Annotated in this window: 19 protein-coding genes; 7 read left to right on the top strand and 12 right to left on the bottom strand. The window is 32.5% G+C overall.

Translation table 11 applies throughout. From position 1 onward, the window contains the following. Positions 1 to 5: 5 nt before the first annotated feature. The 3 genes from J7574_RS15135 to rlmD are packed head-to-tail and all read right to left on the bottom strand — an operon-like array spanning position 6 to position 2767. Positions 6 to 839 carry a DUF6048 family protein gene (locus J7574_RS15135; protein ID WP_290970142.1) on the bottom strand — a complete coding sequence of 278 codons (834 nt, stop codon included), beginning with the start codon at positions 837 to 839 and terminating at the stop codon, positions 6 to 8. Next, positions 811 to 1347 carry a DUF6452 family protein gene (locus J7574_RS15130; protein ID WP_290970139.1) on the bottom strand — a complete coding sequence of 179 codons (537 nt, stop codon included), beginning with the start codon at positions 1345 to 1347 and terminating at the stop codon, positions 811 to 813. Before J7574_RS15130 ends, J7574_RS15135 begins: the two co-directional genes overlap by 29 nt. 7 nt (positions 1348 to 1354) lie before the next feature. Further along, positions 1355 to 2767: a 23S rRNA (uracil(1939)-C(5))-methyltransferase RlmD gene (rlmD, locus tag J7574_RS15125; protein WP_290970137.1), complete on the bottom strand. Its 1413-nt coding sequence runs from the start codon at positions 2765 to 2767 to the stop codon at positions 1355 to 1357. A gap of 154 nt (positions 2768 to 2921) precedes the next feature. On the opposite strand from rlmD, the gene J7574_RS15120 reads away from it, so the two are divergent. Next, the gene (locus J7574_RS15120; protein WP_290970134.1) at positions 2922 to 3971 is read left to right on the top strand and encodes a sensor histidine kinase KdpD; all 1050 of its coding nucleotides are present in this window, start codon (positions 2922 to 2924) and stop codon (positions 3969 to 3971) included. 45 nt (positions 3972 to 4016) lie between these two features. Here the strand turns inward: J7574_RS15120 and J7574_RS15115 are convergent, their stop codons facing one another. The 4 genes from J7574_RS15115 to J7574_RS15100 all read right to left on the bottom strand — a co-directional run bounded on the left by J7574_RS15115 (position 4017) and on the right by J7574_RS15100 (position 7328). Next, complete coding sequence (locus J7574_RS15115; protein WP_290970131.1) at positions 4017 to 4415, bottom strand: hypothetical protein; 399 nt, start codon at positions 4413 to 4415, stop codon at positions 4017 to 4019. Between the two features lie 156 nt (positions 4416 to 4571). Then, positions 4572 to 5558 carry an aldo/keto reductase gene (locus J7574_RS15110; RefSeq protein WP_290970125.1) on the bottom strand — a complete coding sequence of 329 codons (987 nt, stop codon included), beginning with the start codon at positions 5556 to 5558 and terminating at the stop codon, positions 4572 to 4574. 89 nt (positions 5559 to 5647) lie between these two features. Then, positions 5648 to 6535, bottom strand: coding sequence for a cysteine synthase CysM (gene cysM / locus J7574_RS15105; protein ID WP_290970123.1), 888 nt, complete (start codon positions 6533 to 6535; stop codon positions 5648 to 5650). 1 nt (position 6536) lies between these two features. Next, on the bottom strand, positions 6537 to 7328 hold the full coding sequence (locus J7574_RS15100; RefSeq protein ID WP_290971152.1) for a serine O-acetyltransferase: 792 nt from the start codon (positions 7326 to 7328) through the stop codon (positions 6537 to 6539). Positions 7329 to 7518: 190 nt separating this feature from the next. Between J7574_RS15100 and J7574_RS15095 the strand changes: the two genes are divergently transcribed. After that, positions 7519 to 8220 (top strand): DUF1003 domain-containing protein, encoded by a 702-nt coding sequence (locus J7574_RS15095; RefSeq protein ID WP_290970121.1) that lies wholly within the window; start codon positions 7519 to 7521, stop codon positions 8218 to 8220. A gap of 116 nt (positions 8221 to 8336) precedes the next feature. Here J7574_RS15095 and J7574_RS15090 read toward each other — a convergent pair whose 3' ends face one another. Beyond that, entirely contained in the window at positions 8337 to 8603 is a 267-nt protein-coding gene (locus J7574_RS15090) for a DUF2752 domain-containing protein (RefSeq protein WP_290971149.1), read from the bottom strand. Positions 8604 to 8729: 126 nt separating this feature from the next. Between J7574_RS15090 and J7574_RS15085 the strand changes: the two genes are divergently transcribed. Further along, positions 8730 to 8903: a hypothetical protein gene (locus J7574_RS15085; RefSeq protein WP_290970118.1), complete on the top strand. Its 174-nt coding sequence runs from the start codon at positions 8730 to 8732 to the stop codon at positions 8901 to 8903. Position 8904: 1 nt separating this feature from the next. Then, the gene (locus J7574_RS15080) at positions 8905 to 9456 is read left to right on the top strand and encodes a Smr/MutS family protein (protein ID WP_290970114.1); all 552 of its coding nucleotides are present in this window, start codon (positions 8905 to 8907) and stop codon (positions 9454 to 9456) included. A 150-nt stretch (positions 9457 to 9606) separates the two neighbouring features. On the opposite strand, the gene J7574_RS15075 is transcribed toward J7574_RS15080, so the two are convergent. Then, a complete protein-coding gene (locus J7574_RS15075; RefSeq protein ID WP_290970112.1) occupies positions 9607 to 10605 on the bottom strand; it encodes a hypothetical protein in 999 nt (332 codons plus the stop codon). A gap of 87 nt (positions 10606 to 10692) precedes the next feature. On the opposite strand from J7574_RS15075, the gene J7574_RS15070 reads away from it, so the two are divergent. Beyond that, entirely contained in the window at positions 10693 to 11817 is a 1125-nt protein-coding gene (locus J7574_RS15070) for a cysteine desulfurase family protein (protein WP_290970108.1), read from the top strand. A 64-nt stretch (positions 11818 to 11881) separates the two neighbouring features. On the opposite strand, the gene J7574_RS15065 is transcribed toward J7574_RS15070, so the two are convergent. Beyond that, positions 11882 to 12451, bottom strand: a complete 570-nt coding sequence (locus J7574_RS15065; protein ID WP_290970105.1) for an L-threonylcarbamoyladenylate synthase — start codon at positions 12449 to 12451, stop codon at positions 11882 to 11884. Positions 12452 to 12605: 154 nt separating this feature from the next. Here J7574_RS15065 and J7574_RS15060 point away from each other — a divergent pair, with 154 nt between their 5' ends. Beyond that, complete coding sequence (locus tag J7574_RS15060) at positions 12606 to 13817, top strand: glycosyltransferase (protein WP_290970102.1); 1212 nt, start codon at positions 12606 to 12608, stop codon at positions 13815 to 13817. 6 nt (positions 13818 to 13823) lie between these two features. Here the strand turns inward: J7574_RS15060 and J7574_RS15055 are convergent, their stop codons facing one another. Then, a complete protein-coding gene (locus J7574_RS15055; RefSeq protein WP_290970099.1) occupies positions 13824 to 14777 on the bottom strand; it encodes a hypothetical protein in 954 nt (317 codons plus the stop codon). A gap of 168 nt (positions 14778 to 14945) precedes the next feature. On the opposite strand from J7574_RS15055, the gene J7574_RS15050 reads away from it, so the two are divergent. Continuing rightward, positions 14946 to 15818, top strand: coding sequence for a hypothetical protein (locus J7574_RS15050; RefSeq protein ID WP_290970096.1), 873 nt, complete (start codon positions 14946 to 14948; stop codon positions 15816 to 15818). Positions 15819 to 15820: 2 nt separating this feature from the next. Here J7574_RS15050 and J7574_RS15045 read toward each other — a convergent pair whose 3' ends face one another. Continuing rightward, positions 15821 to 16891: a glycosyltransferase family 1 protein gene (locus J7574_RS15045; protein WP_290970093.1), complete on the bottom strand. Its 1071-nt coding sequence runs from the start codon at positions 16889 to 16891 to the stop codon at positions 15821 to 15823. Positions 16892 to 16928: the final 37 nt, after the last annotated feature.

Genomic DNA, 16928 nt, shown 5'->3' with positions numbered 1-16928 from the left:
AAGAATTACTTTTTAGGTTCCTCTTTTTTTATTTCAGATGCCATAGTTTTTTTCTTGTAAATCGGAATGAAATAAGAAACAGTATAGTTGAAACCAATTCCGAAACTACCATCATACGTTCTGTTGAAACCTGGAATATAAAGGTTTTCAAAATTGCTTGGTTCTTTGTTAGAAGCCAGAAGTTTAAGCTGAACCCCAAAGCCAACAAAAACGTTTTTAACAACTTGTGCCTTCAATCCTAATGCAACTTCGAGCCAAGTAGCTGTAAGTCCGCTGTATTTTTCATTGGTCGTTATTGCAGGCAACTCGCCCCAATACGGATTCGGATTATAGATTTTATAACTAAGCAATTCTTGGCTAAAAGTACTAAAACCACCACGTAATCCTATCGTAATAAGGTTCTCCATGTCAAGCCAGTTCTGATAAAAGTTATAATCAAAACCTGCTTTTATATATGTTCCATTGGCTGCCGAGGTTAAACGATCATCTTCGGTCGTTTTGTCCTCGTAACCTAATTCTGCCGCTAGGTAATATTTTTTTGTTAATCGCCAGTCTCCAACAAACTCTACTCCTTTATAATTTTTGTCGTAAAGTCCGCGTGTAAGCTTGTACAAATCTACACCCACACGAAATCCGTAGCGGTCTGTTTTTACCACACTGTCTTTTGGTGTTTCCTTAATTTCTGGTTTTGCTGTTTCTTTTTTTACAGCTTCAGTTTTTGGCTTTTTAGGCGCAATTGTATCTTTATTTTTAGAAATCTCAGGCACATCCTGAGCATAACCTAAAAACATTGAAAACAATAATGAAAGACTAGAAATAAACTTTAATGTGTGTCTCATTTTCAGATTTAATGTTAGGGTTTACTAAATCAACTTCGGTCATCCACAAAGTATCTCCATCTGGATCAGTTTGAACAAAAGGGAGAGTGCCTCTCATTTGGAAAATGGTTTTAAAACCACAAGCTCTAGAGACATAAACATTTTGTGTGGTATAGTTAAATTTAATCACATCTGTATTGATAGATGTAGTATTTAACGAATTATTGATAAACTTAAAAGTTGTTGTTTCGTCATTTACTTTTAACGGAATTGATACTGTGCTACCGCTCGTTACGTATCTTAACGGATCGTCTTCAGCCAGACTTTCATTAAAAACAATTCCATTTTCCATTGCGTCGCCAATAACTTTTAAATTGGTTACATTTTTAGTTTTTGTCGGATTCGAAATATCATAAAATGTAATAACCAATCTCGGCGTTGTTGGTGTATTGGCATCACAGATGTCATCTTTCTCGCAGCTAGATAAGCCGAAAGTAAAGAGCAGTAAAAGAGAAATTAGTTTTTTCATGTATTTTTTATCGAAGTTCTAAAAGTACAACATTTTCAACATGATGCGTCTGCGGAAACATATCTACAGGTCGCACACGAGTCACTTTGTATTTTTCATCCATTAAAGCCAAATCACGTGCTTGAGTCGCAGAATTGCAGCTTACATAAACCACTCTTTTTGGAGCAATTTTTAAGATTTGCTCTACTACATCTTTATGCATTCCGTCGCGAGGTGGATCTGTAATAATAACATCTGGTTTTCCGTGTTGTGCAATAAAAGCTTCATTAAAGACTACTTTCATGTCACCAACAAAAAACTCACAATTTGTAATATTATTGCGCTCTGAATTGGCTTTAGCATCAATAATAGCTTCTGGAACACTTTCTACTCCGATTACTTTTTTTGCTTTTTTAGAAACAAATTGAGCAATTGTTCCTGTTCCTGTATACAAGTCATAAACTACCTCATTTCCTGTAAGGCCAGCAAAATCACGAGTTATTTTATACAATTCGTAAGCTTGGTCAGAATTGGTCTGGTAAAAAGATTTTGCATTAATGCTAAACTTCAAACCTTCCATTTCTTCTAAAATGTAGTCTCTTCCTTTGTAAAGAACCACATCCTGATCGTAAATTGTATCATTTTGTTTTCCGTTAACCACATATTGCAATGAAGTAATTTGTGGAAACTTCTCATATAAATGGTCAAGAATTAATTCTCTATTTTCTTTATCGTCTTCAAAAAACTGAATTAAAACCATGATTTCGCCAGTAGAAACCGTACGAATCATTACAGTTCTTAATAATCCAGAATGTTCTCTCGGATTAAAAAAAGCTAAATTATGCTCGTTTGCAAAAGCTCTAATTTCGTTACGAATAGCATTTGAAGGATCTTCTTGTAAATGACATTTGTTGATGTCAAGAATTTTATCCCACATTTTCGGAATATGAAATCCTAAAGCATTTCTGTTTCCTAAATCTTCAGTACTGCCAATTTCTTTTTCTGTAAGCCATCTGCTGTTAGAAAAAGAAAATTCCATTTTATTTCTATAGAAAAACTGTTTCTCAGAACCTAAAATATCTTCAAATTCTGGAAGTTCAATTTTTCCTATTCTTTGCAAGTGATTTTTAACTTCATTTTGTTTGAATGCAAGCTGCTGGCTGTACTTCATATTTTGCCATTTGCAGCCTCCGCATACTCCAAAATGTTCGCAGATTGGCTCTACTCTGTATTCAGATAATTCGTGAAATTTTACAGCTTTACCTTCGTAGTATGCTTTTCTTTTTTTTAATGTCTGTACGTCTACCACATCTCCAGGCACCACATTCGGAATAAAGATAACTTTTCCGTCAGGTGCTTTGGCTACCGAAACTCCTTTTGCGCCAGCATCAAGAACTTGAATTTGATGAAAGACAACTTTGTCTGTATTTTTTCTTCCCATAGCGCAAAAATAAGTCTTTGAAAACTTTTACAAATTTAATTTTAGAAAAAATTTAGAAATTCTTCAAAATAGTAGTTTAATTGAGGATAAAAGTTAATTTTGTTTTAGTAATAAACCTAATAAAATTACATATGAACCTACATTGTATCTTTTTATGAAGTTATACCACAAACTCTCCCAAATCGGCTTTCTTAAAAAAAGTTACACTCTCAAATTTTTGTTTGTTGCTTTTATTGGCATTCATATTCCCTTAATCGGAATTCTGTTTTTTGTTTTATTTTTCAAACAGGATGTTTCGCCTATTTCGGTTCTTGTTTTTTCGTTAGTCATGACATTGGTGGCAACGGCTATAACGCTTTTGGTTTTAAACAAGCTTATAAAACCAATTGCTACAGCCTCAAAAGCACTAAATGATTACAGAACTTCAAGAAAATTGTCTGCTCTGCCAACAGAATATACAGACGAAGCAGGATTGCTTTTATGTAACATTCAGGAATCTATTAACGAAGCAGAGACTTTTATCAATGAAAAGCAGGATTTGGTTTATATGCTTTCGCATGATTTGAAAAACTTTGCTGGAAATCCGCAAGCTTTAGCAAGGTTAATTATAATTGAAAATCCATCAGAGTCAGTTAAAAATCTGGCAGAGCTGATTTGCGAATCGACTGATCTTCAATTTAGATATATTGAAAATTTTATCAAATTGCTAAAAGAACAGGACGAAATCGCCAAAATGAGCCATGAAGGAAAGACGATTCTGTTTTCTAATATTGTTCCTTTTATCAATGAACAAGTCGAGCAACATTTATTTGATAAGAATATAAAACTCGATTTGGTTTTGGAATGTGCAGATGCAAAACTGAAAATAGATGAAGGTCTTTTGGTCCAAGTTTTGGTTAATCTAATTAGCAACGCTATTAAGTTTTCTTATTTTAATAGCGAAATTAAAGTGCGTATCTTTTCAGAAAACTCAAAATTAATTGTCACGGTAAAAGACTACGGAATGGGCTTTGATAAAAGTCAGATTGAAGAATTATTTAAAAAATTCACCAAAATGAGCCGACTAGGGACCGCAAATGAAGGTTCTACCGGAATTGGACTGTATTTGTGCAAGGAGATTATTGAAAGAAATAATGGACGATTAACAGCATCGAGCGAAGGAAAAAATAGAGGTGCTGAGTTTAGAATTGAATTTGACCTATAAGATTTTTAAGGTTACTAATTTTTGTTAGTAACCTTCTTTTTTTTGCTATTTAGTAGTTGAATTATAGCTTATATAAGGTTTTCCATCTATACATTTTACGTCAGATGGAGAAGGAGTGGGCAGCATCATACAATCATAAAAAATTCCCCATTTCGCATCAAATTTTCCTTTAGCCGCAATATATTGATCAACCTTTTTTTGAAAGACAGCAACATCTATTTGCTTATTGTACAAAATATACCCAGAACAGCTGGAAGCGCCAAACTTCATAAATCCCCAGTCCTCTGGATCAGTACAAGGTTTTGAATTGATTTGAGAATATTGGACAATTTCGTTGTACATTTTTTCAAGTCTCGCAGATTCTTCTTCCTGTGTGCTTTCATCATTGCTGCAGGAAAAGCACATTAATGTAGTAGCAAATAATATAAAACTTAGTTTTTTCATGGTTAATGATTTGTGATTAGTTTTATAATTAGATGTGCTAATAAACAAATGGTTGCGTAAAATATGAGAGAAAATTTTTCTTAGTAGATGTGTGTTTTTAAAATGCTGAGATTATAAAAAATGCCACAGCATTTAAAAAAAAACTATAATATAATTTTACCAAAGCTGATGAACAGAAGGTTTGATAAGATCGTTGTAGATTTTGTTCATTGCAGCAATTTGCTCTGAAGTTAATTTTGGAGTATCATAAACAGATAAATTCGATAAAACATGCTCTGTTTTTGATGCTCCAGGAATAATGCAGCTTACTTCGTTAAAACTTAAAATCCATTGAAGTGCAATTGCGGCTAGATTTTTTGATTCTGGAAATAAAGCTTTTAATTGGTCAACGGCTTTTAAACCTAATTCGTAATCAATTCCAGAAAAAGTTTCGCCTTTATCAAAAGCTTCTCCATTACGATTAAAGTTTCGATGATCCTGAGGTTCGAAAGTTGTTTTTGAATCAAATTTACCCGTTAAAAGTCCACTTGCTAGCGGAACTCTTGCAATGATTCCGATATCTTTCTTTTTGGCTTCTGAGAAAAACAATTCAGAAGGTCGCTGACGAAACAAGTTGAAGATAATCTGAACCGTTGTTACATTAGAATATTCAATTGCTTTTAAAGCTTCTTCGACTTTTTCAACGCTTACGCCAAGATTTAGAATTTTTCCTTGGTCTTTTAATCGGTCAAAAAGTTCAAATATTTCAGGACGATAATAAACCTCAGTCGGCGGACAATGCAACTGAATCAAATCGAGCGTTTCCAATCCGGTTCTTGTTAGACTGTCTTCCACAAATTTTTGAAGTACTTTTGGCGTATATCCTTCATTAACATGCGGGTTGATCTGGCGGCCACATTTTGTAGCAACAAAAATACGCTCAGAACGAGAACGAACTACTCTTCCAACAGCAGTTTCGCTTAATCCATTTTCATAAACATCGGCAGTATCAATAAAATTTACGCCATTATCTATAGCAGTATTCAAAAGTTCGTCGGCCGTTTTATCATCAAATCCCGATCCCCATTTTCCGCCAACCTGCCAAGTGCCAAGCGAAATTTCAGATATATTAAAATTGGTTTTTCCTAGTTTTCTGTAGTTCATTTCTTTTTTAGTTACAAAGGTTCAGAGTAACAAAGTGACAAAGCTTTTTTAGGGAAGTGACTTTGTCCCTCTGTCACTTTGTTTCTTTTTTAGTCAAATAAATCCGAAGACAAATATCTGTCGCCTCTATCGCAGATAACGGCAACCACAACTCCAGATTCTAATTGTTCGGCAATTTTTAGGGCAACAGCAACAGAACCTCCGCTGCTCATTCCTGCAAAAACGCCTTCTTCCAGAGCGAGCCTTTTTGTCATGGCACGTGCTTCTTCTTCGCTCACATCAACAACTGTATCTACTTTAGAAGCATCAAAAATTTTAGGAAGATATTCCTGTGGCCATTTACGAATTCCTGGAATCTGAGATCCGTCACTTGGCTGTGCGCCAACAATCTGTACATTCGGATTCTTTTCTTTCAAATACGTCGAAGTTCCGATAATTGTACCGGTTGTTCCCATTGCTGATACGAAATGTGTTACAGTTCCGTCAGTATCATTCCATATTTCAGGTCCTGTTGTTTTATAGTGGGCTTTCCAATTGTCATCATTGGCGAATTGATTAAGCATTAAATACCCGCCTTGCGCTACTTTTTTATCGGCATAATCTCTAGAGCCAATAATTCCTTCGCTTGCAGACGTAAGAATGACAGTGGCACCATACGCACGCATGGTCTGAGTACGCTCTTTTGTAGAATCTTCTGGCAAAACCAATTCGATTTCGATGCCAAATAATTGGGCAATCATAGCAAGGGCAATTCCGGTGTTTCCGCTAGTTGCTTCAATTAATTTATCTCCTTTTTTGATGTCTCCTCTTTCCAATGCGGCAGCAATCATATTGTATGCCGCTCTGTCTTTTACACTTCCTCCTGGGTTGTTTCCTTCCAGTTTCAGTAAAAGTTTTACATTTTTATTTTTAACTAGATTGACAGTTTCCATTAGCGGAGTGTTGCCAATTAGGTTTAATAATTTATGTGAATTCATGTTATTTTTTTTCTTTTATTTTTACTTCAGTAGTAGTAGTGTTGGTTACAATAGAATTTTCTGGAATCGATTTTGTAATCCAAGCATTTCCTCCAACAATACTGTTTTTTCCAATTACAGTTTCTCCGCCAAGAATTGTTGCATTGGCATAAATGCACACATTTGCCTCAACGGTTGGATGTCTTTTAGCATTTTTCATTTCTTTGCTTACGCTTAAAGCACCAAGCGTAACACCCTGATAGATTTTTACATGTTTCTTGATCACACTAGTCTCGCCAATTACGATACCCGTTGCGTGATCAATAAAAAATGGCGATGCGATATCGGCTCCTGCATGTATGTCTGTACCTGTAATTCGGTGTGCATATTCGCTCATTAATCGCGAAAAAAGCAATAAATCGAGATGATACAATTCGTGGCTTAATCTGTAAATAGCAATGGCATAAAACCCAGGATAACCCAAATAGACTTCATCAATGCTATTTGAAGCAGGATCATTTTCAAGAATATATTCGGCGTCCTGATTTAATTTTTCTAAAACCCCTGGAAGTTTTTCCAAGAAGCGGTCCCAAATAGATTCGCATAAATTTTGAGGCTTTTTGCAGGCCAAAACAGCGATTTCTTTAAAACGAAACTCTAGTTCATCAATGCTTTCATCTAGCGCGGCATTTGAGTCAAAAAGAGTGTAAAAAAGCTTTTCTGTAAAGTCTTCTGTTTTGGTTTTAATGCCGTAATTTATGTTTGAGTGGCTCTTTAAAGCTCTTATATTTTGTATGATATTGTCTTTTGTCACAATGGTAAAAATGAATGAATAATTTTGGAACGTTAAAAGTAAGGCGTTTTTTGGAAATAAAATCACGATTTAACTAAAGAAATTTTCTTCATAAAATTAGATTTGTGATAAAAAATGAATTGCGAACGGTTCTTTTTTATGTAATTCTTAAGAAGTTAATTGTGTAAATTAGCTTTCAAAACGAATTAAAATGGAAAATAGTAAAACATTTAAAAGTGCAATCTCGGGGCTTTCTTTCGATGAAAAAGAAAAAATTTACGGCAGGGAAATACACGATCCTATTTTGGGATTAATTAAAAAAGAATATCCTGATTTTAGCACAGAAGACTGCATTGCTGTAAATGAATTAAATGTTTACCGTCAAAAATATATTTCAAATTATCTTTCTACTGAAATAGGAGCGCTTTCTGCAATGGAGAAAAATGTTATTTCTTCATTAAAAGAAGATAAATCGATTGTGAGTATTGTTGAAGATGAACAAGAAACTAGAACTTTAGGGCAAAAAGTAGCCGATAAAGTGGCAGATTTTGGAGGAAGCTGGACTTTTATTATCGCTTTCGTCATTTTTATTACAATTTGGATTTGCTCAAATGTTTATATTTTTCTAAACAAAGGTTTTGACCCGTATCCGTTTATTCTTTTAAATCTAATCCTTTCTTGTGTTGCTGCTTTGCAAGCGCCTGTGATTATGATGAGCCAAAACCGTCAGGAAGAAAAAGATCGCAATCGTGCAAAAAAGGATTATATGATTAATCTGAAATCGGAATTGGAGATTAGATTGATTCACGATAAAATCGATCATTTAATTATGCATCAGCAGCAAGAGTTAATCGAAATTCAGAAAGTTCAAATCGAAATGATGAATGATATTTTGAATCAGATTAAAAAATAAAGGTTGGTTAAAATTCCAATTTTTTTAAATCCCAAATTCCAAAAAAGAGCGGAGCGATTTTAAAAATCTAAAATCTAAAATCTAAAATCTAAAATCTAAAATCTAAAATCTAAAATCTAAAAATAAAAGTGTTTGAAATAATATCCGCCTAGCATAAAAATGAAATTTACTATGGCAACATTCCAAATCATTTTTTTATAATTTCTAGATTTATCTAAGAAATGAAATGCGATAAAAACGAATAGCAAAAGGCAGGTATAGATGGCGGGATACATTTTAAAAGCGCCTAAAAAATCGCCTTGAAAAAGTAAGAATAAAGATCGCTGAAATCCGCACCCTAAACAGTCATAGCCAAAGAAGGTTTTGAATAGGCAAGGAATCATATATTTCTCTAAACTCATGGCAGTTCTTTTTTGCAATTTTAGTGAAAAAATATGACAAACGTTTGGAGTAGTATAGAAGTACTACTTGAAAGTTTTATACTTTTGAAATTTTAAAATACAAAGCAGATGAAAACTTTTAAAATTATAATAATGATTCTTGCGATTTCGGTTGCATTATATGAGCAGGTTTCAGAAGAAAAAAACATCTATATCATGATTACTGCAATTGTGGTTTTTATGTTCGGGATGATGCAGCTAAGTGCCAAAACGCCAAGTAAAAATAACGATAAAGAAGAGTAGGATGCTTGCAAAAGGAGATAAGGTTTCTGTACTTGATGAAGCCATAAACGGAACTGTAGTTTCTGTTAAAAACAACGAAGTTTTGATTGAAACTGAGGACGGATTCATGATGACATTTTTAGTCAATGAATTGATTAAAATTCAAGAAACCAGTGATTTAATGAATTCTATTAAAAGAATTAATTTAGATGAAATTTCGAAAGAGAAAACAGAGCCTAAACCGCGAAGTTTTGTTAAAGAAAAGAAAGAAAAACGTGATATTGGCGTTCCGGAATTTGATTTGCACATTGAAAAATTGGTTCCGAACAAACGTGGAATGTCTAACTATGATATTTTGACCTTGCAGACTGAAACGGCAAAAAGACATATCGAATTTGCGATTAGAAACCGCATTCCGAAAATCGTTTTTATTCATGGTGTCGGCGAAGGAATCTTAAAAGCAGAACTCGATTTTTTACTTGGCCGTTACGACGGAATTGATTTTCAAGATGCCAATTATCAAAAATATGGTCTCGGTGCTACAGAAGTTTATATAAGACAAAACAATAAATAAAAGAAGCCTTTTTAAGATAAAACTCTTTAATATAAAGCATAAAAAAAACGTCTGTTTTTTGTCCTGATTTAATCTTAAAATCATTTCAAAAAACAGACGTTTTTTTGTAAGAATTATTTTTGTTGATTTCTATTTTGAAATCAGTGTTTTTTAGTTAGGATCAATTCGGTCAATTTTTCCAAGTACAAAATTGCTTCCAAGCTTAAAGGTACTGTTTCCTTTTTGTAAAGTTACATTTTTAAGCACGATTGTATGCGTGTAAACTTGACCCGCTGCAATAGTTGATACAGTAGTGGTAACAGCAATAATTCCGCTTTCATTTTCTTTACCAGGCTGTCCTGTCCAAGTCTCTTCAATTATAGGAGAAGCTGGCTGTACCTTAGCGCAAACATAGGCTGGAGTAATAGATCCCGTTTCGGCTTTTGCAGTTCTGTAAAACACTTTGTTCTGTGTCGCTGTTATTAAACTTGTGCGTGGCTGGTTACCAGGAGTTACTTGATTAACTAACAATGCTGGATCGATGTCATCAATTGATAAGTAGAATGAGTTGTTGTAGTTGTATACTCTATTGACTTCATCGCACTCGTAAGCAGAACCGTTCGGATTAATTTTGAAAGTTAAATTAGCAGGTGTTACTATAGTTTTGTATAATCCAAATTCAAACTCTGGCTGTACCTGAATTCCTGCAGGTTTTGACCAAGTTATATTTTTAAAAATGATACTATGCGTATATCCTGTTATTCTTGTACCATCGTCAGTTTTATTTGGTTCTTCATTTTGCGTTGTTGCAATTTCAATTGTACCATCTGTTCCAAGCCATTCTTCTGTCACTTTTGGAGTACTTGGCGGAATTGTACCGCAAATATTATCTTTTGAAACAGCGCCATCGTAAGCCCTGTAAACGACGCGGTGAGTGTTAGAGTCGATAGGGTAAGTATAGGTTCCAGGATCATTTATGATTGATCCTTCTGGCATTTGGAGTAAAAGTGCTTCTTGAGGTTTAAGTTTGTATAGTAAGGTATTTGTTGTGATATCGCAGGCTTGGCCTTCTGCAATATCAGCAAAATCTATTATATCTACAGTTAAATTCCCATCATCGCATCCATTCAAGAAAAGGGCAAATAATACAAGGGCAGCATATTTTTTCATCGTAAAATTTATTTGGGTCAAAAATAGTGAAAAAATTGCCAAATGATATTTAAGATTTGACAATTGATATTTCTTAACTTTGCAGCGATGAAAAAAGTATATCTAGATAATGCCTCAACAACAGCAATGCGTCCTGAAGTAATTCAGGAAATAACGAAAATAATGCTTGAGGATTACGGAAACCCATCGTCTACGCACAGTTTTGGGCGAAACGGTAAAACTATATTAGAACTTTCTAGAAAGAGTATTGCTAAGCATTTAAATTGCACTGCTCAGGAAATTATTTTTACTTCTGGCGGAACTGAAGCTGACAACTGGATTTTACGATCAGCTGTTGAAGATTTAAAAGTAGATAGAATTATTACTTCAAAAATTGAACATCATGCGGTTTTGCATACTGTTTGGGCGCTTCAAGAAGATTACAATATTCAGGTTGATTATGTTAACGTAAACGCAGATGGTAGTTTAGATTTAACACATTTATCAAATCTATTAGCCGAAGAAAAGAAGACTTTGGTCAGTTTGATGCATGTCAATAACGAAACAGGTACGATTTTAGATTTAGATCGCGTAAGCTTGATTTGTAAGCAATACAACGCTTTGTTTCATTCTGATACAGTTCAGTCTATCGGGAAAACCGAAATCGACCTGCAAAAGACTCCTATTGATTTTATTGTGGCTAGTGCACATAAGTTCCACGGGCCAAAGGGGATTGGATTTGCTTTTATTCGAAAAAACTCTGGTTTGCAACCCTTAATTTTTGGCGGAGAACAAGAAAAAGGCCTTCGTGCAGGAACCGAAGCGGTACATCAGATTGCGGGCATGGCGAAAGCTTTGTCTATTTCGTATGAAAAACTGGAAGAAGAAAGAACTTATATTTTAAGTTTGAAAAATTATCTGATCGAACAATTTGAAATTCATTTTCCAGATTTCAGAATTAATGGGAAAAAGGATGATTTCTATAATATCATCAATATTATTCTGCCATTTTCACCAGATAAAACTTCGATGCTTCTTTTTAGTTTAGATATGAAAGGAATTGCAGTTTCAAGAGGAAGTGCCTGCCAGTCTGGAAGCATAAAACCTTCGCACGTTTTAAATGAAATGCTTTCGGAGACTGATTTAAAATTGCCAAATCTCCGAATTTCATTTAGCCATTACAATACCAAAGAAGATATCGATTGGCTTATTGAGAGTTTGAAAACTGTCTAAGTTGCTAAGCTTTTTAAGTAACAAAGTTGCAAAGTAACAAAGAAAAGGAATTAATAATTCACCATTATTTACGTATTACTTTTACCTGCGAATCGTTAGTTAATTTGATTATTGTAGACGATTTTCCGTTTATTTTATCTTGGTTTAATTTTACCACATAATCAACGCCATTGATAATTTCTGGACTAATAGCTTTGAAGCTTAAAGGTGTTGGCTGTCCAGAAATATTGGCAGAAGTTGAAACCAAAGGTTTTTTCATTCTTTCCATCAATTTATAGCAGAAAGGTTCTTTTACCAATCGTACTCCGAGTGATTTATCTGCCGAAATAACATTCGGAGCTACATTTCTGGCATCGTCTAGAATTAGAGTGGTTGGTTTGTCTGATAAGTCCCAAATCTGCCAAGCAACTTCTGGGATGTTTTTAAAAACATTGTATAGCATTTTTTCACCATTCACTAAAACAATCATACTTTGTGTTTCTGCACGTTGTTTTAATTTGTAGATTTTAGCAACGGCATCTGGGTTTGTAGCATCGCATCCAATTCCCCAAACGGTATCTGTTGGGTAAAGTATAATGCCGCCTTCTTTTATAACTTCGTAAGCGTTGATGATTTCTTGGTTTATATTTTCCATTATCTAAAAAGTTTTCAATTGCAAAGATATTAACTCTGTATGTTTTTTGACTAGACCTTTACAAATAAATAAACGATAATAAAATTTGCTAAATACTGGTGCAAAATTTTTTAAATGAGTTACTTTGTGGATCAATATTCTAATGCATTGACAGATGTTTAAATCCTTAAAATTATACTTCAGATTAAAATCGCTAGCACGAAAACTGCAGAAACAAAATAAAGTAATTGATTTTGTTAATAATTTAAAGTACGATAAGTATGTTGTTATAGTTGATACTAAAATTCCTGAATATGATAAGGATTCTGGTTCAAGAAGATTAACTGAAATTATAAAACTTCTTTTGAAAAATAACACCGGTGTTTTTTTGCTGGGAGATTTTAAAGAATATCGTTTTATAACTGATTACGTTCAATATTTTAAAGATTTAGGAGCAGTTGTTTATGAACCAGCTGTTGATAAAAATGGAAGATTAATTACAAAGAATGAATTTATAAAACAAGTTCTTCCGTTTGCTAATTCCGCTTGGTTGCATAGGCCAGAAATCTTTGCGAAGTATTATCCGTTGATTAAAAAAAATAAGTCCGAAGTTAAAGTTTTTTTTGATATGGTTGACTTCCATTATTTAAGATTTAAAAGAGAATCTGAATTGACAGGAGATTTAGCTGTAATGAAAAAAGCAGATAAAATTTTAAAGCTAGAGCTTGAAAATTGTAAAAGAGCGGATAAAATTATTGTGATTTCAGATGTTGAAAAAGAAACCCTAAAAGAATTTTATAATGACGATTCTAAAGTGATAAGTATTGGTAATATTCATCAATACCTTAAAAATGAAAATCCTGTTTCTTTCGAAAAACGCAAAGATTTACTATTTATCGGAGGTTTTGATCATAAACCAAATGTTGATGCAGTTAATTATCTTTCTGAAGAAATTATGCCGTTGTTATGGAAATCAAATCCTGATATTTCGATTTCAATTATTGGAAGCAATCCGCCTGATTCGATTGTTAAATTGAATTCTGAAAAGTTTAGGATTTTGGGTTATGTAGAAGATGTTTCTTCATATTTTTTAAACTCAAAAATATTTGTTGCACCTCTTCGATACGGTGCTGGAATAAAAGGTAAAATAGGGCAGAGTTTAGAATTTGGATTACCGCTTGTTACTACTAATATTGGGGCAGAAGGTTTTGATTTCAAAGAAAACAGAGATGTTTTAATTGGAAATACAAGTGAGGAAATAGTTACTAACATAATCAATATTTCCCACAACAAAGAGCTATGGGAAAAAATCAATACGGATTCTGAAAAAGTTATTGAGCCATTTTCTGTTAAGTCAATCGAAAAGAAAATTCTAAGTTTAATTTAAATTGATTTATAATTTAAAAACCGTTTTAACCCAATTTTCGATAGTGTATTTGTAGTATATATCATCACTTAAAGGCTGATAAGGTGTTGCGAAAAAATCAGGATCTATATCTATAGTTTTATTTTCATCAAGTATTAGGATATTATTTGGATTGTAAAAATCGTATTGGCTGATAGTTTGGTTTGTAGTGATAATTTTTCTTTGCATTGCTAAAGCTTCAAATATTCTAAAACTCAATCCGTTGTGGCCATGTCTTATCAGGTCAAGAAAGATTTTGGAGTTCTCTAAATCATCCTGTAGATCTTTTGAAAAGAGTTTTTTACGCTGAAAAATGATATTGCTATTGATGTTTTTAGGAGCTTTTTTTCCAATAGCAATAAATTTAAATTTAATGCCTTTCGAAGATAAATAGTCTGCTAGATTATTTAAAAAATTAAAGCGTTCATCAATAGAGATGATTATAAATATATTTTCATTAATATTTGACGCAGTGAGCTCTTTTTTCTGGTTGTAAATGTAATTAGAGATAAAAGAAAAATTATATTTTTTTACATCAACAAGGTCAAATGAAAAGATTTCATCAAATATGCCATTTAATAAGTGGTCAATAGGAAATCTTTGACAGCTGTCATATATGTATGCAATATATTTGTTTGTATGCTGTTTTATTTTTAGATGTGTTTCTTTTGATAAACAATCTGGACGTATTGTTAAAATGATATCTTGAGGTCCTAAATTTTGAAGACGTTTAAGAACATCTTTTTCCATTTCGATAACCTTCTTGTTTTTCTTAAGGACTTTTTTGTTGAATAAATTTACTGCCCTATCAAAAATTGAAGTGTATTTGTATTTAAATTTGGAAATATCGATATGTTCAGCTTCAATATTTCTTTTTTGAAGTTCAAGAATAATATGATGGTCAAAACTAAAGAAATCAAAACTGATGAGGCTAATTTTCATGGCAAGAATGTTTTTAAGGATAATTTTTTGGTAAATGTTTAGTTTTAAAACCAGTAAGGATATTCAAATAAAATAAAGACACAGATAGATTTTTAATCATATTCTGCTCTATTTTTGACAAAAATAGATATTAAATAGTAACTTGCAACAAGTTTTATAATGACTTTAATGATAGGTAAAATACAAGTAGGTTATTTAGTTTCATACGACTATGAATTACTAAAAAATTCTTTGCCCACAACATATAATGATGCTGATGCAATTTTTTTAGCAATTGATAAAAATAGGAGAACATGGAATGGTGAATATTTTAATATTGACAATTCTTTTTTTGAATGGCTTGAGCTTTTTGATATTGATAAGAAAATTGTAATTTACGAAGATGATTTTTATGTTCCTGATTTTACAACAATGCAGTGTGAAATTAGAGAAAGGAAACTCCTTTCTGAAAAAATGGGATTAGGAAACTGGCTTATTCAAATTGATTGTGATGAATATTTTATTGATTTTAAAAGATTTGTTGCTGATCTTCGAAAATACGATTCTTACCTAAAAGAACCTTTAAAAAAAACAATACAAATTGCTGCTTTTTGGGTTATTCTTTATAAATACACTCCAAATGGAATTCTTTATGTAGATAAGCCTACTAAAGCAATATTTGCAACAAACAATCCTGAGTATATTCATGGAAGAAGAACTAAAGGGCAAGTTATTTACACAAATAATCTTGTTTTACATGAGTCTTTATCTAGAACTGAAGAAGAGCTTAGATTTAAGTTTGAAAATTGGGGACACAATAAAGAAACCAATAAAGATTTTTTAAACAAATGGATTCATGTAAATGAGGCTAATTTTAAAGAATTCAGAAACTTATACTACATAGAACCAGAAAGATGGAAAAAATTAGGTTTCTTTCCATCAAAGGATATTGTTGAAATTAAAAATATTATTCAAAAAGAGAAAAAATTAATGCTTTCTGAAGTGTTTCTTCATAAGAAAAACTTTGGACAATGGTTTAAGTTTTTATTTAAAAAATCTTGATATTAAGATAAAATTTTAGAATAAACATCAAAATAATCAGCAGCTGTTCTTTTCCAATCAAAGTCGGCTGCTCGTTTTTTTATAATTGCTTCTCTTTCGGTTTTGTTGGTTTCATAATCGTGAAGGCCTTCAAGTAAAACATCCGCCATGTATTCAGAGTCAAAATTATCCCAATAAATAGAGGCATCGCCACCAATTTCAGGAAGAGATGTTTTGTTTGATAAAAATGTAGGTTTGCCAAAACTCATTGCTTCAATTGGCGGAAGTCCGAAACCTTCTCTAATGGAAGGAAAAAGAAAGGCAGTACAATTTTTCATAAAAAACTGTTTACCTTCTTCGCTTACTTTTCCAGTCAAAAAAACGCGCTCTTTTAATCCGTTATCGGCAATTAACTGTTTTATTCTTTCGCCGTATTTTTTATCGCTATTTCCAGAAATAATTAAGTTGAAGTCTTTTACGTGCTTCATCATATTCACAATCGAATGGTAATTTTTTCTTTCAAGAAAATCTCCAATAGCGTAAAAAAATGGCCTGTCAACTGGAATATTTGTACTATATTTTGATGTGTCTAAAACTGTAGAAATCGGATTTCCGTTATGAATTACATATTCAGGAACATTTGGCACATTAAAATTTTTATGTGTCTCTAATTTTGCAAATTCTGAGATATAAGTTATGGCAGTTGATTTTTCTAGTTTAGCCCTAAACAATCTATTTAATCTATGATTAGGATCTGGAGAAATTTCATCGATAAAATGAACATCATGAATAGTTAATAGATATTTATTGCAATTAAAGGGTTCGACTTTTGTATTTTGATTTACAGAGTGCCATAAATCATGTTTCTTTCGAACTCTAAATATTGGATGCCTGGATAAACTATTGTATTTGTGGTATTTGAATTTATCTTTAAATTCTTCTTTCAACACATCAGGATCAGGGGTGTTTAAAGTTAATTCATAATCTTTAAAATCTAATGAAGATAAACCTTTAATCAATTCATAATTGAAAGTCCCTAAGCCAGCGGCTCTATTACTTATATTATGTGTTTCCAGAAAAATTTTAAACGACATTTTTTCTTTTTTTTACGAAAATACAATAATAATTTGA

This window comes from Flavobacterium sp. (assembly GCF_017744675.1).
Taxonomy (GTDB): domain Bacteria; phylum Bacteroidota; class Bacteroidia; order Flavobacteriales; family Flavobacteriaceae; genus Flavobacterium.
Note: the sequence above shows the minus strand (reverse complement) of the source record. Positions and strands in the feature narration are given on the sequence as shown.